Genomic DNA, 24,324 nt, shown 5'->3' on the forward strand with positions numbered 1-24,324 from the left:
ACCCAGTTAGCGGCGGTGTGCACCTGGCCCGGGCGCGGCCACCACCTCGCGCGGGTTGTCGATCTCGTGCCCGGCCGAGCAGCGCAGCACCGCACGGACCTCGGCGCCGCAGCCGCGGTGCACCGTCGACAGTGGCGAGCCCTCCGGGTCGGCCAGGTAGCGGTCGCCCCACTCCAGCACCGCGACGATCACCGGCCACAGGTCGAGGCCCATCTGGGTGAGCCGGTACTCGTGCCTGACCCGCGCCCCGGGGTCCTGGTAGGGCTCCTTGCGCAGCACGCCACTGTCGACCATCATCGCCAGCCGGTTGGTCAGCACCTGGCGCGGGATGTTGGTGCGCACCCGCATGTCGTCGAAGCGCCGGATGCCGTTCGCGATCTCGCGCAGCACGACGAACGTCCAGCGCTCGCCGAGAATCTCCATCGCGCGGCCCACCGTGCAGTTGTCGACGGACCAGTCGAGCGCTTCGGGACGCGTACCCATGACCTTCACCCTAAGTCTCGTTGACAGACCCAGCAACCGGCTGCCAGGCTGGGTCCATGACACAGACGCAGGTGGAGCGCAGCCGTACCTTCTCCTGGTCCGACCCGGCCACCAACGCCGCGCTGATCGGCAAGACCAGCGGCCTCAGCCTGCTGCAGGCGATGATCGCCGGCGAGCTGCCGCCCCCGCCGGTGATGCACCTGCTCGGCATGACCCGGCTGACCGCCGAGGAGGGCCGGGTCACCGTCGAGATGCCGCCGCGGGAATACCACTACAACCCGCTCGGCACGGTGCACGGCGGCGTGCTCGCCACCCTGCTCGACACCGCCGCCGGCTGCGCGGTGCACACCACGCTGCCGGCCGGCGTCGGCTACACCTCGGTCGACCTGTCGGTGAAATACCTCCGGCCGGTCACCGTCGGCTCCGAGCTGCTGACCTGCGTCGGCACGGTGATCCAGCGCGGCCGCCGCACCGCGCTGGGCGAGGCGCGGCTGACCGACGCCGCGGGGCGACTGGTCGCCCACGCGACGTCGACCTGCCTGCTCTTCGAGATCCCGGCTAGTTGATCGTCGGGTGGAGGTCGGCCGCCGGCGGCGCCCAGGTCGCCGGGTCGGCGTCGACCTGATCGCCGGAGCGGATGTCTTTGACGGAGTCCGGCGAACCCGGGAACCAGACGAACGGGATGCCCCGCCGTTCGGCGTAGCGGATCTGCTTTCCGTATTTCGCCGCGGTCGGTGACACCTCGGTCGGGATGCCGCGCCGGCGCAGCGCCGTCGCGATCCCGTCGGCCGAGCGGCGGTGTTCCTCGTCGGCCAGCGCGACCAGCACGCAGGTCGGCACGTCGCGGGAGATCGCCAGCTTGTCGGCGCCGAACAGCAGCCCGAGCACTCGGGTCAGCCCGATCGAGATGCCCACGCCCGGGAACCGGTCGTTGCCCGAGGTGGCCAGGTTGTCGTAACGGCCGCCGGAGCAGATCGAGCCGAACCGTTCGAACCCGGCGAGCTGGGTCTCGTAGACCGTGCCGGTGTAGTAGTCCAGACCACGGGCGATCTTCAGCTCGGCGACACACAGACCTGGCGCGTACGCCGCCGCGGTCTCGACCACGTCGACAAGCTCGGTCAGGCCCTCGTCGAGCAGCGGGTCACTGACCCCGAGCGCGCGCACCGCGTCGGCGAACGACGCGTCCGGCGACGAGATCTCGGCCAGCGCCAGCACGGCCTTGGCCTGCGCCTCGGTCGCGCCGGCCGTCTCGACCAGCAGCTCGGCGACCTTGCCCGGCCCGATCTTGTCGAGCTTGTCGACCGCCCGTAGCGCGGCTTCCGGGTCGCCGATGCCCAGGCCGCGGTAGTAGCCCTCGCAGACCTTGCGGTTGTTGACCTGGATCGTCACCGGCGGGATCGGCAACGAGCCGAGCGCGTCACCGATCACCAGCGGCATCTCGGCCTCGTAGTGCGGCGGCAACGTGTCACGGTCGACCACGTCGATGTCACATTGGACGAACTCGCGGTAGCGGCCCTCCTGCGGCCGCTCACCCCGCCACACCTTCTGGATCTGGTAGCGCCGGAACGGAAACTGCAGTTTGCCCGAGTTCTCCAGCACGTAGCGGGCGAACGGCACGGTCAGGTCGAAGTGGAGACCCAAGGCGTCGTCGGAGGCGGCCCCCGCCTCTTCCTGCAGGCGGCGCAGGACGTAGACCTCCTTCGACGTCTCGCCCTTGCGCAGCAGTTGGTCCAGCGGCTCGACGGCACGCGTCTCCAGCGGCGCGTACCCGTAAAGCTCGAAAACGCTCTTGATCTTGTCTAGGAAACGTTGCTCGATCATGCGTTGCGGCGGCGTCCACTCCGGAAAGCCGGAGATCGGCCGTGGCTTGCTCATCTTGGTCATAGCCCTCTGGTCGGGGCCGGTCGCATGGCTTCCAGCAGGTAAGGGTTGGTCGCGCGTTCCCGGCCGATCGTGGTCGCCGGGCCGTGGCCCGGCAGGACGATGGTGTCGTCGGCGAGCGGGAGGATCCGGTCACGAAGGCTGGCCGTCATCGCCGTCATGCTTCCCCCCGCCAGGTCGGTGCGCCCGATCGAGCCGGCGAAGAGCACGTCACCGGAGAGGCAGACCTCGTCTGCTTCCCAGCCCCGCGCGGCGCCGGCCGGCAGCCGGAAGAGCACCGACCCGCCGGTATGGCCGGGGGCGTGGTCGACGGTGATCTCGAGCCCGGCGATCACGATCGCCTCACCGTCGGTGAGCGGCGCGACGTCTTCGGGCTCGGTGTAGGTCAGGCGGCCGCCGAACAGTCGCGCCGGGTCCATGGACAGCGCCTTGGCCGGGTCGGCGAGCAGCTCACGGTCGGCCGGGTGGACATAGGCCGGGATGCCCTTGGCACCGCAGACCGGCGCGACGGAGAACGTGTGGTCGAGGTGGCCGTGGGTGAGCAGCACCGCGGCCGGCTGCAGGCGGTGCTCGGCGAGGACCTCGTCGAGCCGTTTCTCGACGCCGATGCCGGGGTCGACGATCACGCACTGCTCGCCCGGCGCCTCGGCCACCACGTAACAGTTGGTGCCGAAGACGTCGGACGGGAAACCCGTGATCAGCACAGTCGTCCCCTTCCGGTAGCTCTGCCCAGCCTAGCGGGCGGGGCGCGCCGATCACCGGCAGGCACACACCCTTGGTAATCACGATCTCCGATCGCTCAAAGCGCAGGACCTCTCACCATGCTCCCAGCGATTGCCCGTATGCTCTCCCGGACGTTTGTGGCGCGACGCACACCCGAAAGAGGAGTACCGGTGGCATCCAGCAGGGATCGGCAGCGCAAGCTCGCGCGTGCCAAGCTCGACCGGCAGTTGGCCCGCCGGGCGGCCACCCTGCGGCGCAAGCGCCGGATCCAGGCCGGGTTCGGCGGCGCGCTCGCCCTGATCCTGATCGGCGTCGGCGCCTTCTGGGCACTCGGCGGCTTCGACAAGGAACCGGTCAACACCGCCAGCGACGTGTGCGTGTGGACCCCGCAGGAGCCGGGCGTCAACGTCAACGCCAAAGACGTGGGCATGCCGTCGACCACCGACGTGCCGACCTTCGGCACCCGCGACATGGTGGTCACGACCAACGAGGGCGCGATCACCGTCTCGCTCGACCTGGCCAGCGCGCCGTGCGGTGGGGCCAGCCTCGCCTATCTGGCCGGCAAGAACTTCTACGACAACACCAAGTGCCACGAGATCATCCCCGAGGGCGCGGTGCACTGCGGCGACCCGAGTGGCACCAACCTGGGCGGGCCGACCTACACGTTCGCCAACGAGAACGTGCCGTCGGCGGCGCCGACCCCGTCGCCGTCGGCGTCCCCCGCGCCGGGCACCCCGCCCACCTATCCGGCCGGCACGGTCGCGCTGTTCCCCAACCCGCCGGGCGCCAACGGCAGCCAGTTCCTGATCTTCTTCAAGGACTTCACGCCGGGCGGCGAGCCGACGTACCCCATCGTGGGTTCGGTCAGTAAGGGTATGGACGTGGTCACCAAGATCAGCCAGATCGGCACCGTCAACAACGACGACGGCGTGCCGGTCAAGCCGAAGACCGACGTGACCATCCAGACCCTGACGGTGGGTCCGGTGCAGGGCGATCAGCCCAGCGACGCGCCGAGCGCCAGCCCGTCCGGGGCGGCGACCCCGTCCGGCGCGCCGAGCGCGACGCCGAGCGGAACGCCGACAAACGCGAGCTAGGGTCACCTCGAAACGCCCAGGAGTCGAAGCAGGAGGAGAGTCCCGTGACGTCCACGAGAGAGCGGCAGCGCGCGGCGGCGCGGGCCCGACTCGCGAAGGAGATGGCCGACCGGCAGGCGGTCGCACACAAGCGCCGGCAGCGGCAGGCGTTCATCGGCGCCGGCGTAGCCCTGCTGATCGTCGCAGGTGGTGTGATCTGGCTGGTCAGCAGCCTGGGCGGCGACGACAAGAGCACGGCGGCCAGCGACCCGTCGGCGGCACCGGTGAGCTGCGCCTGGACCGAGGTCCCGGCCGACCAGCGGACCCCGACCACCAAAGACGTCGGCGTGCCACCGACCACCACGCCGCCGACCAGCGGCAACCAGGTGATGACGGTCGACACCAGCTTCGGCCCGGTCGAGGTCACGATGGACCTGGCCAAGTCGCCCTGCACGGCCGCGGCGTTCAGCTTCCTGGCCAGCAAGAACTTCTGGGACGGCACCAAGTGCCACCGGATGTTCCCCGGCATGCTCCAGTGCGGTGACCCGTCGGCCAAGGGCAAGGGCTACCGCGACAGCGACGGTACGGGCGGCCCGAGCTTCCGCTACGCCAACGAGAACCTGCCGGTCGACGACCGGCCGGCCTACCCGGAGGGCGTGGTCGCGCTCGCCAACAGCGGCCCCGACACCAACGGCTCGCAGTTCTTCTTCATCTACCAGGACGTCGAACTGTCGCCCGACTACACGGTGCTGGGCAAGGTCACCAAGGGCCTGGAAAACATCAAGAAGGCCACCGAGGCCGGCCACGACGGCGCCTTCGACCCGTCGCCCGGCGGCGGCCACCCGAAGAGCGACATCGAGATCAAGACGATCAAGGTAGCCGCGCCGGCTGCGTGATCCTGGGTTGTTCACGGCGCCGCCCCGGGGTTCACCCCGGGGCGGCGCCGTTTTTCCCTCAGTAGATCGAGGCCAGCCAGTCGGTCCAGCTCTTCTCGGACGCGGCCTGGTCGACGTCGGCGAAGATGTGGTGCCCGGTCATGTTCATCCCGCCGCCACCGACGAACCGCAGCAGCGCGTCGTCGGTGCGGATCCCCAGGAAGCCGGGTGCCACGACGGTGTCGACCACCCCGGTGACCTCCTGACCGTCGATGGTGAACCGGACCGCGTCGCCCTCGTGGACGTCTTTGCTCAGCCCGGTCGCCCGGGTCAGCGCCGCCCACACCGCGTCCTGGTCGGCCTGTTGCGGCCCGAACGCGGCCACCGGCACCGCGTGGCGCCCGGCGAAGTGCTCGAGATATTGCGCGAGGGTACGCAGGTAGAGCGGGTTGCCCTTGCGCAGCGCGTCGTATTGCTCTTCCCAGTCGGCGCCGAGGATGCCGCTGTGCACCAGTCGCAGCGACGTCGACCCGCCGTCGCGCCCCTCGATGAGGTATTCGAAGGCCATGAAGGTGCCGTCTTCGGCGGCCGGGCTGCGATAGGCGAAGTGCCGCCCCGGCTCCCACGCGGTGACGGTCGCGTGTGCGGTGTAGCCCGGCATCTCCATCGAGGTGGCCCCGCCCTCGCGCGGCTCGACCTCGTTGCGCCCCATGAACCAGGAGTCGATGCCCGGCCCCGTGGCGATGGCGTCCCACACCTGCTCGGGGCTGGCCGGCAGGTCGATGTCGTGGACCAGCTCGAACTCGTGCGTCTCGGACATGTCAGGACTCCTTCTCGCTGATTTTCGGGTGGATGGCGACGATGACCCGGTGGTCGCGCCCGCCGGGCGCCTGCTCGTCGTGGTAGCGGCCGACCAGGGCGGCGACCGCCGCGGTCAGTTCCTGCGTGAAAGCGGCCCGGTCGGCCGCGGAGGCGAACCGCACGGTGCCGTCGAGCGCGAACGTGGCCAGTGGCTTCCCGGCGCGGGCGGCCCCGGTGATGAGCTGCCCGGTCTCTTTCACCAGCCGCGCCGCGAGGGCGAGCAGCCAGCGGGCGGAGAGCCGGTCGGGCGACCGCTCCGGGTCGGGCTGCACGGCGGACAGCGCGGTCGGCGAGATCACGAACGAGGCCGCGGTGGCCCGCATGACCCGCTCGGTCACGTTGCCCTTGCGCCGCTCCTCGACCAACTCGACCAGGCCGTGCGCCTCGAGCGTCTTCAGGTGGTAGTTGACCTTCTGCCGTGGCAACCCCACGACCGCCGCGAGGCTCGTCGCCGAATGCGGCTCCGCGAGCAGCCCCAACAGCCGTGCCCGGATCGGATCGAGCGCGACCTCGGCCGCACCCGCCTCCTCGATGACGCCCACCTCGATCATGCCGACAACGCTAGCTTCCGACAACTCTTTCTGTCAAGACAAGAAATATTGTCGGTGCGAGCCGGCCGCTCCGACGCGGCCGACCGCTCACGCGGCGCACGCGGGGTGGCGACAGCTCAGTCGGATTTGCGTACCAGCAGGTAGACGTGGATGCGCCGGTGGTGGGCCGGTTGGGTGACGGCGAACAGCCGCTTGAGGGCTTCGGCCTTCTCGGACGGCATCTCACTCCACGGGTCCTGGCTGTAGCTGGTGCTGACCAGCCAGACCCGCTTCGAGTCGGCCAGGCAGGTGCTGGTCACCGGGCACTCGCGTACGCCGAAATCGCCCAACTCGGCCGACGTCACCGAGACCAGCACGTCCTTCGGGCCGGCGACGTCGCGCATCTCGTATGCCATGCCCAGCCGCGGCGGCCGGACCGCGCCCGCGAACACGATGCCGTCGCCCGGTTTCTGCCCGGCGCTGATCACCGCCGCCGCCGCGTGGTAGTCGGGCTCGCCGGGCTCCAGGTCCTGCCGGACCTGCTGCTGCACCGGCAGCGCGAGCAGCGCCAGGGCCGGCAGCAGCGCCGCGCCGATCAGCAACTGCGGCCAGGTCCGCTCGGTGATCAGCCGGAACAGGCCATGGATCGCGCCGGCGCAGAGCAGCGCCCACGCCGGCAGCGTGAAGAGCAGGTAGCGGAACAGGAACAGGTGCAGCAGCGGGAACGACAGGTAGGTCAGCAGCGGCGGCACCAGTGCCCAGGCCAGCAGTCCGAAGAGGACGGCCCGCCGGCGGGTCAACGACAGCGCGACCGCGGCCACCAGCGTCATCCCCGCGAAACCCGCGGCGATGGCGTACGAGCCGAAGAGCTGACGCGGCAGTTGCCGGACGGTCTCCGGGTCCGCCTTGATCCAGTCGATCGCGAACGACTGGCCCCGCGCGGCATAGGCCAGCGGCATGACCAGCGCGGCGATCAACGCGACGGCGCCGAGGGCCTTCCAGAGCCGCACGTCGCGTTCCGACCGCCGGTAGCGCGACCACCCGAAGACGGCGTGCGCGGCGAGCACGGTCAGCGCCACCACGTGGAAGTAGCCGGTCAGCCCGACCACGAAGGCATAGAGCAGCCACCACGGCCAGCGCGGCCGGTCCAGCGCGACCAGCAGCAGCCAGGTCGCGAGGGTGGCGCCGGCGATCGCGAACGCGTAGGGCCGCGCCTCCTGCGCGTAGCGGCTCACCGTCGGCAGCATCGCGAACAGCGCACCGGCGACGATGCCGGTCGGCGCGTCGAGCAGCCGCTGCCCGATCAACGCGATGGCACCGGCGGCGACGGCCATCGCGATGGCCGAGGGCAGCCGCAGCGCGGTCGGATCGTCGCCGAGCAACCCGATCCAGCCGTGCATCACCGTGTAGTAGACCGCCACGACGCGGTCGATGTTGCCCAGCAGCGTGCCCAGGTCACCCCAGGACAGCGTCGCGGCGTGCCAGGTGGCGTGCTCGTCGTTCCAGAGTTGCCGGTTGCCGATCCCGCGCCAGGCCAGCGGCAGGGCGATCGCGACCGGCACCAGGAAGACCAGCAGTTGCTGCCACGCGGGCACCCGCGGCGCCGGTGCGGGCGACTGGTCGAGTTCCTCAGCCGGCCTCGGTTCGTCGCGGAACCGCGGCAGCAGGGTGGTGCCGGTCGGCGTGAACCGCATGATCTGGGTCTGGTCGTCGGCCCGCACGCCCCGCTTGACGACGAGGGTGGGCGGCTCGTCGTCGCGGTCGGTCGAACGCCGCCGCGATGTGGTGCGATCCGCCATCAGCAGGCAACCCCGGACCGGGCCAGGCTGGAGCGGAACGCCGCGACGTTGGCGTCCGTGTCGTCGAAGCTCCACTCGCCGTCGCGGTTGACCTGGTTCCAGACGAAGCCCGCGATCCGCGGGGTGTCCTTCAACCACGGTCCGAACGCCTTGAGCCAGGCGCGCTTCTCCGGACCGGGCTGGACGCCGACCTCGGTCAGCACGATGGGTTTGTCGGTCAGCGTGTACACCAGCTTGAGGGTGTCGTGGTAGGTCTTGACCGGGGTCGTCTCGCGGACGCCGTAGCCGGTCAGCCCGACCACGTCGACGTAGTTCCCGCCCGGCCAGAACTCCTTGATGGTCTTGCTGTCGGCGCCGCGGATGACGTTCGGCGACCACACCCAGAGGGCGTTGCTCGCGCCCATGTCGCGGAACAGGCCGACGACGTGCTTCCAGGCTTTGACGTACTCGCCCTTGCGGTTGCCGTTCGCCGTTCCCCACGGATACCAGTGGCCGTTCATCTCGTGGGCGAACCGGACGAGGATCGGTTTCCGGTACGCGATCACAGCGCGCGCGATCGCGGCGTACTGGTCGTCCCACTTGCTGTCGATCGTGCTGGCGAGCGTCCAGTCGGGCTGTTCCTCGCCGCCGCCGGTGCTCCACGGCTCGATCGACAGCACCGGGGTGCCGGGCACGTCGTTGAGCGTCTTCGCGGAGATGCCGTCCTCGACCGAGGCGAACACTTTGATCAGCTCGGGCCGGCAGTCGACCGATTTCTCGATCGCGTCGACCGCCTTCTTCGAGCGGTCCGCCAGCATCACGCCGAACAGCGGGTGGTCGCCGAGGACGTCGTCGACCTTGGCCACGACGGGCTTCTCCGGCGCGGCCGTCGGCTCCGCCGCTCCGACGCCGGGCTGGCCGGCGCCGGCCGCCGAGCCCGTCGGGCTGGTGCTGGTGCACGCGGCCATCGGCAGGGCGGCCGCGACCGTCAGCGCCGCGGCGACCGCCAACCGGCGCAGAACCAGGGCGCTCACCACGCACGCTCGAACGGCGGCTCGGGTTGACGCGTGTCCGGGTAGGGCGCTTGCGGACGCTGCCAGCCCGGCGCCCGCCGCTGTGGATAGCCGCCCGCGGCCGCCGGCCAGGCCGGCGCCAGAGCACCCCACCGCCGCGGGTCCGCCGTCGCGGCACCGTCGTAGCCCCGCACGGCCGGCACCGCGGCTGACCGCACCGCACGCCAGGCCCGCTCGGCCGCTACGGCGGCCGGCCCGCGGTCGGTCACCTCGAGCGGCGGCTTGCTGTCCTTGATCCCGTACGACGGCAGCAGCAGCGGCGCCACCATGTAGAGCTGGACGGCGGCCAGCAGCGCGGTCGTCCACAGGACGCCGATGCCGTACTCCGGGATCCGCCAGGCCAGGCCCGTCCAGAGCAGCACCTGGACGACGACGACCCAGGTGCGTAGCAGCCGGGAGACCCGCTCGGGCGCGCCCTTCTTCTTCGCCTTGGCCTTTGGCTCCTTGGTCACCGCGCCGGTCGGCACCCACTCCTGCACCTTGGCCCGGAGCGCGTCGCCGATCGCGATCACGTGGCAGGCGGAGTTGACCATGCACAGCCGGAAGATCTCCGGCCGCCAGCCGCGGGCCATCATCGGGAAGATCAGCAGGGTGGCCAGCAGCGCCGGGACCATCGGCAGGTAGTTGTGCGGCAGCACCTTGTCCGGGAAGAACCAGAGCATGGTCAGCGTCGGGAACGGCGCCGTGATCAGCAAGCCGGCCGAGGCCATGTAGTAGAGGAACGCGGCCCAGAACGCCATCCGCTGCTGCCAGTTGAACTTGGCGTCGCGGAAGTGCTTCTCGGTCATCAGCAGCATCGACGACCGGCACCAGCGCTGCTGCTGGTTGGTGATGGCGGCCCAGGTGTCCGGCGCGACGCCCTTGGCCAGTGCGAGCGGCAGGTAGCGGGTCTCCCAACCGCCGGTCCACAGCTTCACGCCGGAGTTGACGTCTTCGCCGAGGGGCACCCGGGCGAACCCGCCCACCGACTCGACCGCGTCGCGGCGGTAGACGACGTTGGTGCCGGCGCAGATCGCCGCCCGCCAGACGTCGCGGGCCGGCTGGATCCAGCGGAAGAAGACCTCCTGCAGGCTGCCGGCGCCGCGCTGGATGTAGTTCATCCAGGGCGAGATGTCGAAATACTGCGCCGTCTGCACGATGCCGGTCCGCGGGTAGGCCTGCATGTAGGGGATGGTCTCTTTGAGGAAGTCCGGCCGCGGCGCGAAGTCGGCGTCGAAGACCACGCCGAACCGGCCCATCGACATCTCGAACGCGTTGATCATGTTGCCGGCCTTCTTCAGCCAGCCGCGCTCGCCCTCGCGTGGCTCCCGCCCGGGCACCGCGTCCCGCCGCCGCACGTAGACGAAGCCGAACTCCAACGCCATCGCCTCGACCTCGGCGCGCGGGTCACCGTCGTCGAGCAGGTAGCGCATCACCGGGGCGTGCCATTCGAGGGCGGCCACGGTTCGGCACGTGTTGCGCAGCACCGGGATCGGCTCGCCGCAGATCGGCACCCAGATGTCGACGGTGTCGCCCGGGTCCGGCCGGTATCTGGCGAGGACCTCGCGGTGCTGCTCGAGCGTCAGCCGCGGCCGGTGGCTGCGCAGCCAGAAGTTGACCAGCACGGGCATGACCATGACGGGCAGCGCGAGCAGGGCCGGCGTGGTGAGCGGCGACTTGAGCGCCACCATCGCGTAGCCGTAGAGGATCCCGATCGCGGACAGGAAGATCCAGGCGAAGATCCACGGCTTCGGCTTCTGGAAGTAGCTGTACTTCTCCTCGTCGGAGGGCGGTGCCGGGACGTAGATGGGAGCGGTGTCGGACTCGCCCGGCGCGTGCTGACGCCTACCCACGCGCACCACTCCCCTTCTGAACCTGACCAGTGGCCAGGACCAGCCCCCGCAGGCTGGACGCGATCGGTTCGCCCTGGAGTGCGTGCGGCAACCTCCGGGCGGCCATGATCGCAACACGCCGCCCGGCGGTGGCTCAAGAGCGGTCCGTGCGAGAACTTTCACAGCGAGTAGGGCCGTTCGGTGGATCGCCAGTCGCCAAGAGGCCGACCACTTCACCGGACCGTCTTGATCTTGGCGTACGCGAGGAGGGCCCCGCGCCGGCACGGTGCCGGGATCGCGGCGGTCTGAACCGGTTCACTGAGGGAGCGCGGATCACTGTCCCACGACAAGTACACGCGCGGCGCGTCCCGCCACCGTAACCAAAGCGTTGCAATCGAAACGGTCAAAAAGAAACCCGAGCCCGCCCTGGGCCCGGGTTTCCGCTGATTGGTTACGCCCCCGAGGTGACCCGGTAAGCGTCGAAGACGCCGTCCACCTTGCGGACCGCGGCCAGCAGGTGGCCGAGGTGCTTGGGGTCGGCCATCTCGAAGCTGAAGCGGCTCACCGCCACTCGGTCCCGCGTCGTGGTCACGGTCGCCGAGAGGATGTTGACCCGCTCGTCGGAGAGCACCCGGGTCACGTCGGCCAGCAGCTTGTGCCGGTCGAGGGCCTCGACCTGGATGGCCACCAGGAACGTCGACGCCGAGGTCAGCTTCCAGCTCACCTCGAGCACCCGCTCGGGCTGGGCCTTCAGGTCTTCGGCGTTGGCGCAGTCTTCGCGGTGCACCGAGACGCCGCCGGAGCGGGTCACGAAGCCGAAGACCGAGTCAGGCGGTACGGGCGTGCAACAGCGGGCCAGCTTGATCCAGACGTCGCTGACGCCCTTGACCACTACGCCGGGGTCGTGGCCGGCGGTGCGGCTGCGCGGCGGGCGGGTCGCGACGGCGGTCTCGGCCAGGTCTTCGGCCGCGCCTTCCTCACCGCCGTAGCTCGCCATCAGCCGCTGCACCACCGACTGCGCCGACACCTGGTTGTCGCCGACCGCCGCGTAGAGCGACGCCACGTCGGCCAGGTGCAGGTCGCGCGCGATGGTCATCAGGTTGTCGGAGGTCAGCATGCGCTGCAGCGGCACGCCCTGCTTGCGCATCGCCTTGACGATCGCGTCCTTGCCGGCCTCGATCGCCTCTTCGCGGCGTTCCTTGTTGAAGTACTGCCGGATCTTGGTGCGGGCCCGCGGGGACTTGACGAAGCCGAGCCAGTCCTGCGTCGGGCCGGCCGTGTCGGACTTCGACGTGAAGATCTCGATCACGTCGCCGTTGGACAGCGTCGACTCCAGCGGCACCAGCTTGCCGTTGACCCGGGCACCGATGCACTTGTGGCCGACCTCGGTGTGCACCGCGTACGCGAAGTCGACCGGGGTCGAGCCCGTCGGCAGCGGAATCACGTCGCCCTTGGGCGTGAAGACGTAGACCTCCTGGCTGGAGAGGTCGAACCGCAGCGCGTCGAGGAACTCGCTCGGGTCGCTGGCCTCCCGCTGCCAGTCGAGCAGTTGCCGCAACCAGGTCATCTCGTCGATGTGGGCCGGCGGGCCGACGATCGTCGCGCCCTTCTGCTCCTTGTACTTCCAGTGCGCGGCGATGCCGAACTCGGCGGTGCGGTGCATCGCGTACGTGCGGATCTGCATCTCGACGGGCTTGCCGGTCGGGCCGATCACCGTCGTGTGCAGCGACTGGTACATGTTGAACTTCGGCATCGCGATGTAGTCCTTGAACCGGCCCGGCACGGGCTGCCAGTTCGCGTGGATCACACCGAGCGCCGCGTAGCAGTCGCGGACGGTCTCGACCAGGATGCGTACGCCGACAAGATCGTATATGTCGTTGAAGTCACGACCGCGCACGATCATCTTCTGGTAGATCGAGTAGAGGTGCTTCGGCCGCCCGGTGGTCTCCGCCTTGATCTTGGCGGACCGCAGGTCGGTGTGCACCTTCTGGGTGACCTGGCGCAGCAACGCCTCACGCTGCGGCTGGTGCTCGCCGATCAGCCGGTTGATCTCCTCGAACCGCTTCGGGAACAGCGTGCCGAACGCGAGGTCCTCGAGCTCCCACTTGATCGTGTTCATACCGAGGCGGTGGGCCAGCGGCGCGAGGATCTCCAGCGTCTCCTTGGCCTTCTGCTCCTGCTTGGGCCGCGGTAGGAAGGTCAGCGTGCGCATGTTGTGCAGCCGGTCGGCCAGCTTGATGACCAGGACGCGGGGATCCTTGGCCATCGCGACGACCATCTTGCGGATCGTCTCGGCCTTGGCCGCGTCGCCCAGCTTGACCTTGTCGAGCTTGGTGACACCGTCGACCAGCAGCGCGACCTCGCCGCCGAAGTCGGTGCGCATCGACTCGAGCGTGTAGTCGGTGTCTTCGATCGTGTCGTGCAGCAACGCGGCGACCAGCGTGGTCGTGTCCATCCCGAGGTTGGCCAGGATGGTCGCGACGGCGAGCGGGTGGGTGATGTAGGGGTCGCCGGACTTGCGGTACTGCCCCGAGTGCCACTGCGCCGCGGTGTCGAAGGCACGCTGCAACAGCCGGGCGTCGGCCTTGGGGTGGCTCGCCCGGTGCGTCGCGATCAGCGGCTCGAGCACCTCACTGACCTGCGGCGCCTGCCACGGAGCGTTGAACCGCGCCAGCCGCGCCCGCACCCGCCGCCCGGTGGGCGTGCCGGCCAGCCCGAATCCGGAGCCGGAGTCGCTCGCACGCTCCCGGAACGGCACGACAACGCCGTCGTCCTCTTCGTCCTGCACCTCGTGCGGCAGCCGCCCATTGGCCGGCCACTCGACGGTCGACTCACTGTCTTCGGGCGTGCTCTCAACATCTTCATCAGCCGGGGATACGGGCTGGGCCGCCCGACCGGCAACCTCGCCCGCACTCCGGGCCGGCGCCGCCGGAGCACCGCCGGTCGACGCGGACGCCTTGTCGGCCGTGGCCGCCCCGCCCCCGCCGGCCGAGGCCGCGGCAACCGGGCCAGAGCTCACGGCCCTATCGGTGGTCGCGGCCGAGCCGGCCGAACCAGAGCCCGCCATGGCGGCGCCGGACCCACCGGCGCCGGCAACTCCGCCACCGGTCGAGCCGGACGTGGCTGAGGGGGACCCACCGCCGGCAGAGCCGGACGTGGCGGGACTGGCCCCACCACCGGCCGAACCGGACCTGGCCGAGGTGGACGTGGCTGAGGGGGTCCCACCGCCGGCAGAGCTGGACGTGGCGGGACTGGACCCACCACCGGCCGAGCCGGACCTGGCCGAGGTGGATGAGGCTGAGGTGGTCCCACCGCCGGCAGAGCCGGAAGCGGCGGGACTGGACCCACCACCGGCCGAGCCGGACCTGGCCGAGGTGGACGTGGTTGAGGTGGACCCACCGCCGGCAGAGCCGGACGTGGCCGAGGTGGACGCACCGCTCGCGGACCCACCGCCGGTCGAGCTGGGCGAACCCGCGGCGCTGGACCCATCGCTGGTGACGGCGCCGGTAGTGGCCGAGCCGGAGTCAGTGGTCGCGGACCCGCTGCCCGCCGTGGTGGACCCGCCGGTGGCCGCGGAGCCGGACCTGCGGGAAGAAGAGCCGTTGGAGTGGGCCGGCACGGACCCGGACTCGGGCGCGGCCGTCGCCGACCTGGCGCTCGCGGTCTTCGACCGCCCGGTCGCCGGTTTGGTAGCCGGCGCCGCCGGGGCGATCTCCGCGGTGTCGTCCGGCTTCACCGTGGCGGCGGTGCCGACGTTGCCGCCGGGGCGGGCCGAGGTGACGATGGGGGCGCCGCCGGCCGGGCCGGGTGCGCCGTTGCCGGCTGCGGGGGCCTCGGTCGCGGGGCGTGCGTCAACGGCGGCCGGGGCCGACTCCGTCGGGTGCCCGGTCGTATGCTCTGCCTCGCCGGTCGGGCGCTTCGAGCCCGCGACCGATGGGGCGACGTCGTGGGACACCGGCCTCCTCAACACCTCGCGATCCACCGACCGTATCGGGCCGGCCACACCTGCGCTAGCCAGGTGGTGGCGTTCCGTGTCGGGGCGGCGCCGCGTCAGCCAATTCTACCCGTCCGGCCGATCCCGCCCGGAGCGGCGGAAACCGGCTAAACGCTCAAAAGGGCGTGTACCTCGCGGGGAGCGAGGCGGGCCCGTCCGTTGAGGAACGCCAACTCGATCAACACGCTGAAGCCGGTCACCATTCCCCCGGCCTGCTCCACCAGGGCGAGCGTCGCCTCGGCGGTGCCGCCCGTGGCCAGCACGTCGTCGACCACCAGCACCCGCTGCCCGGGCAGGAGCGAGTCGCGGTGCACCTCCAGCGTCGCCTCGCCGTATTCCAGCGCGTAGGACGCCGCGTGCACCTCTCGGGGCAGCTTGCCGGCCTTGCGCACCGGCAGCACCCCGGCCCCGGTCGCGTATCCGATAGCTCCGGCCAGCAGGAAACCGCGGGCCTCGACCCCGGCGACCACGTCGAACGACGTGCGCCCGTGGTGCTCGACGATCGCGTCGATCACCTGCCGGAACGCCGGGCCGTCACCGAAGAGCGGCGTGATGTCCTTGAACAGGATCCCTGGCTGCGGGAAGTCGGGCACGTCGACGACGTGCCCGGCCACCAGTTCCGCTAGTGCTTTCTCGTCCATCACCTAACGGCGCTTCGCACCGCCGGGGCGGTTGCCGCCGGGGCGGCCGCCGCGGTTGCCGCCGGAGCGCTTGGCCGTCGACGGCCGGGCGCCCACCTTCGGCGCCGAACCCGCCAGCGCGGCGACCTCGGCCGACTCCTGCTCGGGCGCGGCCTGCCGCGGCTGGCGCGCACCGGCCGGTGCGGCCTCGCCCTTCTTCGGCGCGACCTCGCCGCGGGCGATCGCCGCCCGGCGGGCGAGGACCCGCTTGGTGTGCGCCTGGATCCGCGGCTCGAACTCCTTGAGCGTGACCAGCACCGGGGTCGCGAAGAAGATCGAGGAGTAGACCGCGATGGCCATACCGACGAAGAGCACGAGGCCGAGGTCGGCCAGGGTGCTCGCGCCGGACAGGCCGGCGATCAGCAGGCCGCCGACCGGCAGCAGCGCCACCAGACCGGTGTTGATCGACCGCATCAGGGTCTGGTTGATCGCCAGGTTGGCCGACTCCGCGTACGTCGTCGTGTTGCTCGCCGTGATGCCTCTGGTGTTTTCCTGCACCTTGTCGAACACCACGACCACGTCGTAGAGCGCGAAGCCCAGGATCGTCAGGAAACCGATGATCGTCGCGGGGGTGACCTCGAAGCCCGCTAAAGAGTAGAGCCCTGCCGTCAGCACCAGGTTGAGCAACAGCGAGGACACGGCGGCGACCGCCATCCGCCACTCGAAGCGCAGGATCAGGTAGACCATCACCAGCGCTACGAAGATCACGAGACCGAGCACCGCGCGCTCGGTGACCTGGCTGCCCCACGCCGGGCTGACCCGGCTGCTGTTGATCTGGTCAGCCGGGATGCCGAGTTCCTTGGCGACCTGCTGGGTCACCTCGGTGGTCTGCTCCGGGGTCAGGATCGAGGTCTTGACCTCGAACCAGGTGTCGCCACCCCGGCCGACCTGCTGCGCCGGCAGCGCCGTGGCGTCGGTGTTGTTGTCGGTCAGCGCCTTGTCGACCGCGTTCTGCGCCTTGTCGAGGCTCACGCTGTTGCCCGCCGGCACGATGAACTGGTTGCCGCCGGCGAACTCGATGCCGAGCGTGAACCGGTTGATGCCGAAGCTCAGCAACGCGACCAGGATCAGCGCGCCGGCGATCCCGAACCAGAGCTTGCGCTTGCCGATGAGGTTGAGACCGGCCTCACCGCGGTAGAGCCGGTTGGCCAAACCCGACTTGGACATCTCAGGCCTCCTTGGCGCGCGGCGTGCGCGTACGCGGGTTGCGCGGCTCGTCGCCGTCGTCGTCGTGCTTCTCCAGGATCCGGCCGAGGCCGCTGACCCGTGGCGAGAGGAACGCCTTGGTGTTGGCGAACATCGTCATGATCGGGTGTCGGAAGAGGAACACCACGACCAGGTCGAGGATGGTGGCGAGGCCGAGCGCGAACGCGAAGCCCTTCACCGTGCCGACGGAGACGATGTAGAGCACCACCGCCGCCATGATCGAGATCGCGTTGGCGGAAATGATCGTCCGGCGCGCGCGAGCCCAGGCCCTGGGCACCGCGCTGCGCGGTGATCGGCCCTCACGTATCTCGTCTTTCAGACGTTCGAAGTAGATGACGAACGAGTCCGCCGCCACACCCAGCGAGACGATGAAGCCCGCGATGCCGGCCAGGGTCAGCGTGAAGCCGATCTGGCGGCCGAGGAACACCAGCGCGCCGAAGACCAGGCCGGCGGAGAGCACCAGGCTCAGCACGATGACCGTGCCCAGCAGGCGGTAGTAGAAGAACGCGTAGATCGCGACCAGCAGCAGGCCGATGCCCGCGGCGATCAGGCCGGCGCGCAGGTATTCGGCACCCAGCGTCGGCGACAGGTTCTCCTGGTCGGCCGCGGTGAAGGTGAGCGGCAGGGCGCCGTAACGGAGCTGGCTGGCCAACTCGTCGGCGCTCTTGGCGGTGAAGCTGCCGGAGATCTGCGAGTCGCCGGTCAGCACGCCCTGGATCTCGGGCGCCGAGATGATCTTGTTGTCGAGCACCACGGCGACCAGACAGTTGCCGGCCTGCGACAGCGACGACTGGTTACAGGTCTGGCCACCGTTCTGGTAGGCCTCGCGGGTCAGCGCCGTCCAGTGCTCCTGGCCGTCGCCCTTGAAGTCGAGGCTGACCACCCACTGGCCCTGCTGGTCGAGCTGCGCGGTGGCGTTGCCGACGTCGGTGCCCGAGACCTTCGCGACGTCGAGCAGGTATTTGCCACCGGCGTCACAGGCGACCGCCTGCTGGTCGATCTTGCTGACCGACCCGGCCGGCCGCCCGTCGAGCTGCTTGCAGGTGATGGTCGGCACGTTGAACTGCATCTGCGGCGTGAGCACCGCGACCTCGGTGCCGCTGAGGGCGCCGAACGGCTTGAGCGCCTCCGCGACGCTCGGGTCGGTGCCCGCGTCGGGCGCCTGCAGCGCGCTCGCCGCCGCCCACGCGGCCGGGCCGACCTTGGCCTCGACCGCCTTGCGGGCCGCCTCGACGTCGGCCGGCACCGGTGCGGGTGCCGCCGAGCCGGTCGGCGCCGGCGTCGCGCTCGGTGCCGATGCGGTCGCGCTCGGTGTCGGTGTAGGAGTCTCCTCCGCACCGCCTCCCGTGCCGCCGGTGCCCGGCGTCGCGGTCGCGGTCGGTGCGCCGGTCGCGGCCGGCGGTGCGGTCGGCGTGCCACCGGGCGTCGGGGTGGCCGAGCCACCGGGCGCCGGCGTCGCCGACGCGGATGGCGCCGGCGGGGTCGCGCCGCTGCCGTCGGTCACGTTGAGGACCTTGCGGAACCGCAGCTCCGCGGTCTGCGCGACGCCGCTCAGGTCGGCGTTCTTGCCGGGCAGCGAGACGACGATGTTGCGGTCGCCTTCGGTGACCACCTCGGCCTCGGCCACGCCCCGCGCGTTGACCCGCTGCTCGATGATCGTGCGCGCCTGGTCGAGCGACTCCTTCGTCGGCGGCTTGTTGCCCTCGGTCGTCGCCTGCAGCGTCAACCGGGTGCCACCGACCAGGTCGAGACCCAGCTTGGGATGCAACCGGTCCGACACGCCGCCGCTCGTCCCCACAAGGAACACCAGGGCGTAAAGAACGACGAAGAGCCCCGCGAGGATGGCTATCTGCCGCCCTGGGTGCATCTGTCGCTGAGGTGGTGCCACGGCAGCGGGTCTCCCTGTGCTGGGGGCCGTCGCGGGTGCGGCGGCGCGGGTCGAAGCAGTGGTCACGCCGGACAGGGCGTGGTGCGCCGACCCTGTGGGACGGAGCCGGCGCGATTATCCAACAAAGTCGATCGAACGGGGGGTGTACCCGGTCTTCAGGCGCCAGGTTATGCCGGGGTCGCTGGGGGATGTCTGCCGACCCCGGGTCGGCCCGCGGCGATCAGTCCTTGGCGGGCTGGATCGGCGACGTGACGGTCTCCGCGGCGGGGGCTGACGCGGTTTCCGGCTCGGTCACCTCGTTCTTGTTGCTGATCACCCGGGCGACGGCCGGCCGCGCGTAACGCACGTGCACGCCGGGGGCGGCCTCGAGCGTGACGGTCTCGGCGTCGGTCTCGATGACGGTGCCGTAGAGGCCACCGATCGTCACGACCTCAGCGCCGGGGCCGAGAGTGGACTGCATCGCCTGGGCATCGCGGCGGCGCTTCTGCTGCGGGCGGATCATCAGGAAATACATGACCGCGAACAGCACGACGATCATGAGGAGCGGCAGGAAGCTGCTGCCCCCGGAGGCGGATGCTGCGAGCACGATTTAATACCTTCCCATTGGCCTCCGCCGGACGTGGGGGCGTCGGGCGTCGGCAGAAATGTCGTCCCCTACGGACCGCGGCGAGTCTAGTCGCTCTGACTGAGAACGCCGAATGCCGCGCGGGTTACTTTCGGATCACGGAAAACGCTGATCGGCCGAGAAGAGATCGGGACCTCCGGCCGGGGCATTCTGACCGGTCGGTGGGGTACGCCCGAGGTGGTGCCAGGCGGCCTCGGTGGCGACCCGGCCCCGGGGCGTGCGGGCCAGCAGGCCGGCCCGCACCAGGAACGGCTCGCAGACCTCTTCGACCGTGTCGGGCTGCTCCCCCACCGCTACGGCCAGCGTCGACAGGCCCACCGGGCCGCCCTTGAACGAGTCGACCAGGGCCCGCAGCACCGCCCGGTCGAGCCGGTCGAGGCCGAGCACGTCCACGTCGTACACCTGGAGCGCTTCCCGGGCGGTCGCCAGGCTGACCGTGCCGTCGGCCCGGACCTCCGCGTAGTCGCGCACCCGGCGCAGCAACCGGTTGGCGATCCGGGGCGTGCCGCGGGACCGCCCGGCGATCTCCACGGCACCCTCGTCGGTGATCGGCACGCCCAGGATCCGCGCCGAGCGGTGCAGGAGTTGCTCGAGATCGCTCGCCGCGTAGAAATCGAGGTGGGCCACGAAGCCGAACCGGTCGCGCATGGGCCCGGTCAGCAGGCCGGACCGGGTGGTGGCGCCGACCAGGGTGAACGGCTCGACGTCGAGCGGGATCGCGGTCGCGCCGGGCCCCTTGCCGACCACCACGTCGACCCGGAAGTCCTCCATCGCCGAGTAGAGCAACTCCTCGGCCGGCTTGGCGATCCGGTGGATCTCGTCGATGAACAGCACGTCGCCGGTGGCCAGGCTGGTCAGGATCGCGGCAAGATCACCGGACCGCTCGATCGCCGGCCCGCTGGTGACCCGGATTCCGCTGCCCAGCTCGGCCGCGACGATGTTGGCCAGGGTCGTCTTCCCGAGGCCGGGCGGCCCCGAGAGCAGGATGTGGTCGGGCGGCGTGCCGCGACCCATCGCGCCCTTCAGCAGCAGGTCGAGCTGGTCGCGGACGCGGTGCTGGGCGATGAACTCGGCAAGCCGCTTCGGGCGTACGGTCGCCTCGGCGTCCTGCTCCCCCTCGGCGACGTACGCGGAGATCTCGTTCATAGCGACCGCTCGCTTCGCTCCCGGGCGCATGAACGCGGCGCACTGAGCCAGCCGCGCTCGCTTCGCTCGCTCATCGGGTGCGGCCGAGCAGCTGGATCGCCATCTTGAGCAGCATCGGCACGGGCTCGGTGCCGGTCGCCTTCTCGGCCACCGCGGCCACCGCCTGGTCGGCCTGCGCCGCCGTCCAACCCAGACCGACCAGGCCCTGGCGGACCTGCTCGTGCCAGACCGCACCGACCACGCCGCCCGCGCCGTCGGCGCCGATCGCGATCGGGCCGATCCGGTCGCGCAGCTCCAGCACCAGCCGCTCGGCGCCCTTCTTGCCGATGCCCGGCACCCGGGTCAGCGTCGCGGTGTCGGCGTTGGCGATCGCCTTGCGCACCACGTCGGGGTGGTGCACGGCGAGCACCGCCTGGGCCAGCCGCGGGCCGACCCCGCTCGCGGTCTGCAGCAGCTCGAAGAGGTGCTTCTCGTCGTCGTCGGCGAAGCCGTAGAGGGTCAGCGAGTCTTCCCGGACGACCAGGCTGGTCGCGAGCCGGGCCGGCTGGCCCACCCGCAGGCCGGCGATCGTGCCGGGGGCGCAGTGCACGGCCAGGCCCACTCCGCCGACCTCGATGACCGCGCCGTCCGGTGACACCGCGGCCACGACCCCGCTCACGCTGGCGATCACCTTCGCCCTGCCTTTCTGACGGCGGCCGCCGCCTGCTCGATCTTCGCTTTCGTGCCGCCGCGCCAGATGTGGCAGATGGCCAGGGCCAGCGCGTCGGCCGCGTCGGCCGGCCTGGGCGGCGCGTCGAGCCGCAGCAACCGGGTCACCATCGAGGTGACCTGTGCCTTCTCGGCCTGACCGGAGCCGGTGACGGCCGCCTTGACCTCGCTCGGCGTGTAGGTCGACACGGGCAGCCCGGCCCGCGCCCCGGCCAGCACCGCGATCGCGCTGGCCTGGGCGGTGCCCATCACCGTACGCACGTTGTGCTGGCTGAACACCCGCTCGACGGCGACGCTCTGTGGCCGGTGCTCGGCGACCAGGTCGCCGAGGCTGCGGTCGAGGTGCAACAGGCGCAGCGCGAGGTCGTCGGCCGGATCGGTGTAGATCACGTAATAGCCGACCAGAGTGCACGGTCGGCCGGGCACGCCTTCGACCACGCCGACGCCGCACCGCGTCAGCCCCGGATCGACGCCCAGCACCCGCACGCCACCCTCCCCTGTACGTGTGTTCGACACCCTACGTGCCGCGCCGTGGCCGGCCGGGGCGGACACACCGGAGCCGGAAAACCGGTGGCCGGGCTCACTAGCGTTGATGGCGTGGCGACCACCGGCTTCATTTCGACGACGATTCCCTACGTCAATGCGCGCCCGCATCTCGGTCACGCGCTCGAGTTCGTCGAGACCGACGCCTACGCGCGATTCATGCGCACCCGAGCCGACGACGTCTTCTTCCTGACCGGTTCCGACGAGAACAGCCTCAAGAATGTGCTCGCCGCGGAAACGGCCGGCATTTCCACCGCCGATCTCGTGGCCCGCAACGTGGTCGCCTTCCAGGACCTGTTGGCCCGCCTCGGCTGCGAGACCGACCATTTCGTCCGCACCAGCGTCGACCCGCTCCACATCGAGGGCGCGACCGAGATCTGGCGGCGGATGGCGGCGGCCGGTGACATCTACTCGCGGGCCTACGAGGGGCTCTACTGCGTCGGCTGCGAGCAGTTCTACGAGCCGGCCGAGCTCGTCGACGGGCGCTGTCCGGAGCATCTGACCGAGCCGGAGCGCGTACGCGAGCAGAACTATTTCTTCCGTCTCTCCCGCTATGGGGATGACTTGCTCAAATCCCTCGAATCGGGCGAGCTGACCGTCCATCCTGAAACGCGGCGCAACGAGGTGCTCGCGTTCGTCCGCGCCGGCCTGCAAGACATCAGCGTCTCGCGCTCGGCGCAGCGGGCACACGGCTGGGGCATCCCGGTGCCCGGCGACGACAGCCAGGTGATGTACGTCTGGATCGACGCGCTGACGAACTACGTCAACGCGCTCGGCTGGACCCGCGACGACCCGCGCTACCGGCGCTTCTGGGCCGACGCCGCGCGCCGCACGCACGTCATGGGCAAGGGCGTGATCCGCTTCCACGCGGTCTACTGGCCGGCGATGCTGCTCTCGGCCGGCCTACCGCTGCCCACCGACCTGGTCGTGCACGGTTACATCACCGCGGGCGGCCGCAAGCTGGGCAAGAGCCTCGGCAACGCGATCGACCCGGTCGAGCTGATCGACCGCTACGGCCCGACCGCCGTCCGCTATGCCCTGCTCGCCACGTTCGCACCCTTCGGTGACGGAGACGTCACCGAGGAGCGGATCATCGCGGCCTACAACACCGACCTGGCCAACGGCCTCGGCAACCTGGTCAGCCGGGTGACCAGCATGATCAGCCGCTACCGGGGTGGCGTCGTGCCGGCCGGCGCGGCCGGCGGCGGCCTCGCCGGCGCGGTCGCCACCGCGATCGACGACAGCGCCGCCGCCATGGCCGCCTTCGACCACCGCACCGCCGTCCAGCACCTCAACACCCTGGTCGGCCGCAGCAACGCCTACGTCGACGACAACGCGCCCTGGCATCTGGCCAAGCGACCCGAGGAGGCCGACCGGCTCGACACCTGCCTGCTGCAGACCGCGGCGGCGGTCCGCGCCCTGGGCGCGCTGCTGCGCCCGTTCCTGCCCGAGGCCGCCGCGGAGATCCTGGCGGCCCTGGGCCAACCGGCCGACCACCGGCCCACGGCCGCCGGCTGGCTCGACGGCATGACCGGCACGCGGGTCGACAAGCCCGCCGCGATCTTCCCGCGCATCGACGTCCCCGCCACATAACCCCCCGGGGCAGTGTGTGGCGGCACGCCATGGGCGCCAACCCGGAAGGCTCGTACATTCATGCGCCATGGCGGCAGATCGGGTGGCTGACCACCACGTCGTACGGCTCGACCTCACCGGCCGCACCGCGCTGGTGACCGGTGGCGGCAGCGGCATCGGGCGGGCCTGCGCGGCCCGGCTCGCGGCCGCCGGGGCGAAGGTGGTGGTCGTCGACCGCAACGCGGCGGCGGCGCAGGCGGCGGCGACCGAGATCGGCGGCGTCGCCGTCACCCTCGACCTCACCGACACCGAGGCGATCGAACGGATCGACGCCGACGTCGACGTGCTGGTCAACAACGCCGGCTTCCAGCACGTCGCGCCCCTGCCGGAGTTCCCGCCGGACACCTTCGCGGCGCTACAGCGGGTCATGGTGGAGGCGCCGTTCCGGCTCGTCCGGCGCGCGCTGCCGCACATGTACGAGCGGGGCTGGGGCCGGGTCGTCACGGTCTCGTCGGTGCACGGGCTGCGCGCGTCCGCGTACAAGTCGGCCTATGTCACGGCCAAGCACGGCGTCGAGGGCCTGTCGAAGGTGATCGCGCTGGAAGGCGCACCGCACGGGGTGACCGCCAACTGCATCAGCCCCGGCTATGTCCGGACCCCGCTGGTCGAGGGCCAGCTCACCGACCAGGCCCGCACCCACGGCATCCCCGAGTCCGAGGTCCTCTCGTCGATCCTGCTGGCCCGGTCGGCGCTCAAACGCCTGGTCGAGCCGGCCGAGGTGGCCGAACTGCTGGCCTACCTGTGCACCCCGGCGGCGTCCTTCATCACCGGGGCCTCGATCGCCATGGACGGGGGATGGACGGCAAGCTGAACG

21 protein-coding genes and 1 pseudogene are annotated in these 24,324 nt (G+C 70.8%); 6 read left to right on the top strand and 16 right to left on the bottom strand.

Annotated elements, in window-relative coordinates; translation table 11 throughout:
* Positions 1 to 6: 6 nt before the first annotated feature.
* Positions 7 to 483 (bottom strand): helix-turn-helix domain-containing protein, encoded by a 477-nt coding sequence (locus tag AB0J74_RS25270; protein ID WP_363451988.1) that lies wholly within the window; start codon positions 481 to 483, stop codon positions 7 to 9.
* A 56-nt stretch (positions 484 to 539) separates the two neighbouring features.
* On the opposite strand from AB0J74_RS25270, the gene AB0J74_RS25275 reads away from it, so the two are divergent.
* Positions 540 to 1,049: a PaaI family thioesterase gene (locus AB0J74_RS25275; RefSeq protein WP_363451990.1), complete on the top strand. Its 510-nt coding sequence runs from the start codon at positions 540 to 542 to the stop codon at positions 1,047 to 1,049.
* Here the strand turns inward: AB0J74_RS25275 and hisS are convergent.
* Positions 1,042 to 2,358, bottom strand: coding sequence for a histidine--tRNA ligase (gene hisS, locus AB0J74_RS25280; RefSeq protein WP_363451992.1), 1,317 nt, complete (start codon positions 2,356 to 2,358; stop codon positions 1,042 to 1,044). The two genes, AB0J74_RS25275 and hisS, sit on opposite strands and share 8 nt — an antisense overlap.
* A gap of 5 nt (positions 2,359 to 2,363) precedes the next feature.
* The gene (locus AB0J74_RS25285) at positions 2,364 to 3,068 is read right to left on the bottom strand and encodes an MBL fold metallo-hydrolase (RefSeq protein WP_363451994.1); all 705 of its coding nucleotides are present in this window, start codon (positions 3,066 to 3,068) and stop codon (positions 2,364 to 2,366) included.
* Between the two features lie 189 nt (positions 3,069 to 3,257).
* On the opposite strand from AB0J74_RS25285, the gene AB0J74_RS25290 reads away from it, so the two are divergent.
* Complete coding sequence (locus AB0J74_RS25290; protein WP_363451996.1) at positions 3,258 to 4,181, top strand: peptidylprolyl isomerase; 924 nt, start codon at positions 3,258 to 3,260, stop codon at positions 4,179 to 4,181.
* Positions 4,182 to 4,225: 44 nt separating this feature from the next.
* Positions 4,226 to 5,056 (top strand): peptidylprolyl isomerase, encoded by an 831-nt coding sequence (locus AB0J74_RS25295; RefSeq protein WP_363451998.1) that lies wholly within the window; start codon positions 4,226 to 4,228, stop codon positions 5,054 to 5,056.
* A 58-nt stretch (positions 5,057 to 5,114) separates the two neighbouring features.
* Here the strand turns inward: AB0J74_RS25295 and AB0J74_RS25300 are convergent, their stop codons facing one another.
* From AB0J74_RS25300 to AB0J74_RS25325, 6 genes and pseudogenes are all read right to left on the bottom strand, one after another.
* On the bottom strand, positions 5,115 to 5,855 hold the full coding sequence (locus AB0J74_RS25300) for an SRPBCC domain-containing protein (RefSeq protein WP_363452000.1): 741 nt from the start codon (positions 5,853 to 5,855) through the stop codon (positions 5,115 to 5,117).
* 1 nt (position 5,856) lies between these two features.
* A complete protein-coding gene (locus tag AB0J74_RS25305; protein ID WP_363452002.1) occupies positions 5,857 to 6,447 on the bottom strand; it encodes a helix-turn-helix domain-containing protein in 591 nt (196 codons plus the stop codon).
* Between the two features lie 116 nt (positions 6,448 to 6,563).
* The gene (locus AB0J74_RS25310; protein WP_363452004.1) at positions 6,564 to 8,225 is read right to left on the bottom strand and encodes a glycosyltransferase family 39 protein; all 1,662 of its coding nucleotides are present in this window, start codon (positions 8,223 to 8,225) and stop codon (positions 6,564 to 6,566) included.
* Positions 8,225 to 9,238: a glycosyl hydrolase gene (locus AB0J74_RS25315; protein WP_363452006.1), complete on the bottom strand. Its 1,014-nt coding sequence runs from the start codon at positions 9,236 to 9,238 to the stop codon at positions 8,225 to 8,227. Before AB0J74_RS25315 ends, AB0J74_RS25310 begins: the two co-directional genes overlap by 1 nt.
* Positions 9,235 to 11,109, bottom strand: coding sequence for a cellulose synthase catalytic subunit (locus AB0J74_RS25320; RefSeq protein ID WP_363452008.1), 1,875 nt, complete (start codon positions 11,107 to 11,109; stop codon positions 9,235 to 9,237). The genes AB0J74_RS25315 and AB0J74_RS25320 overlap by 4 nt, the downstream gene beginning before the upstream one ends.
* A 430-nt stretch (positions 11,110 to 11,539) precedes the next feature.
* A pseudogene (locus AB0J74_RS25325) lies at positions 11,540 to 13,813 on the bottom strand (bifunctional (p)ppGpp synthetase/guanosine-3',5'-bis(diphosphate) 3'-pyrophosphohydrolase); the annotation flags it as partial.
* Between the two features lie 430 nt (positions 13,814 to 14,243).
* Between AB0J74_RS25325 and AB0J74_RS25330 the strand changes: the two are divergent.
* Entirely contained in the window at positions 14,244 to 15,245 is a 1,002-nt protein-coding gene (locus AB0J74_RS25330) for a hypothetical protein (protein WP_363452010.1), read from the top strand.
* Here the strand turns inward: AB0J74_RS25330 and AB0J74_RS25335 are convergent.
* The 7 genes from AB0J74_RS25335 to ruvC all read right to left on the bottom strand — a co-directional run bounded on the left by AB0J74_RS25335 (position 15,190) and on the right by ruvC (position 21,821).
* Positions 15,190 to 15,723 (bottom strand): adenine phosphoribosyltransferase, encoded by a 534-nt coding sequence (locus AB0J74_RS25335; RefSeq protein ID WP_363452012.1) that lies wholly within the window; start codon positions 15,721 to 15,723, stop codon positions 15,190 to 15,192. The two genes, AB0J74_RS25330 and AB0J74_RS25335, sit on opposite strands and share 56 nt — an antisense overlap.
* 3 nt (positions 15,724 to 15,726) lie before the next feature.
* Complete coding sequence (secF, locus tag AB0J74_RS25340; RefSeq protein ID WP_363452014.1) at positions 15,727 to 16,929, bottom strand: protein translocase subunit SecF; 1,203 nt, start codon at positions 16,927 to 16,929, stop codon at positions 15,727 to 15,729.
* 1 nt (position 16,930) lies between these two features.
* Positions 16,931 to 18,856, bottom strand: coding sequence for a protein translocase subunit SecD (gene secD / locus AB0J74_RS25345; protein ID WP_363452016.1), 1,926 nt, complete (start codon positions 18,854 to 18,856; stop codon positions 16,931 to 16,933).
* Between the two features lie 220 nt (positions 18,857 to 19,076).
* Complete coding sequence (gene yajC, locus AB0J74_RS25350) at positions 19,077 to 19,442, bottom strand: preprotein translocase subunit YajC (RefSeq protein WP_363452018.1); 366 nt, start codon at positions 19,440 to 19,442, stop codon at positions 19,077 to 19,079.
* A gap of 135 nt (positions 19,443 to 19,577) precedes the next feature.
* Entirely contained in the window at positions 19,578 to 20,627 is a 1,050-nt protein-coding gene (gene ruvB, locus AB0J74_RS25355) for a Holliday junction branch migration DNA helicase RuvB (protein ID WP_363452021.1), read from the bottom strand.
* A 70-nt stretch (positions 20,628 to 20,697) separates the two neighbouring features.
* The gene (ruvA, locus tag AB0J74_RS25360) at positions 20,698 to 21,297 is read right to left on the bottom strand and encodes a Holliday junction branch migration protein RuvA (protein WP_363452023.1); all 600 of its coding nucleotides are present in this window, start codon (positions 21,295 to 21,297) and stop codon (positions 20,698 to 20,700) included.
* Entirely contained in the window at positions 21,294 to 21,821 is a 528-nt protein-coding gene (gene ruvC / locus AB0J74_RS25365) for a crossover junction endodeoxyribonuclease RuvC (RefSeq protein ID WP_363452025.1), read from the bottom strand. The genes ruvA and ruvC overlap by 4 nt, the downstream gene beginning before the upstream one ends.
* 111 nt (positions 21,822 to 21,932) lie before the next feature.
* Here ruvC and metG point away from each other — a divergent pair, with 111 nt between their 5' ends.
* Positions 21,933 to 23,471 carry a methionine--tRNA ligase gene (gene metG / locus AB0J74_RS25370; protein ID WP_363452027.1) on the top strand — a complete coding sequence of 513 codons (1,539 nt, stop codon included), beginning with the start codon at positions 21,933 to 21,935 and terminating at the stop codon, positions 23,469 to 23,471.
* A 67-nt stretch (positions 23,472 to 23,538) separates the two neighbouring features.
* Entirely contained in the window at positions 23,539 to 24,321 is a 783-nt protein-coding gene (locus AB0J74_RS25375) for a 3-hydroxybutyrate dehydrogenase (protein WP_363452029.1), read from the top strand.
* Positions 24,322 to 24,324: the final 3 nt, after the last annotated feature.

It is taken from the genome of Asanoa sp. NPDC049573 (genome assembly GCF_040676615.1).
GTDB lineage: Bacteria > Actinomycetota > Actinomycetes > Mycobacteriales > Micromonosporaceae > Asanoa.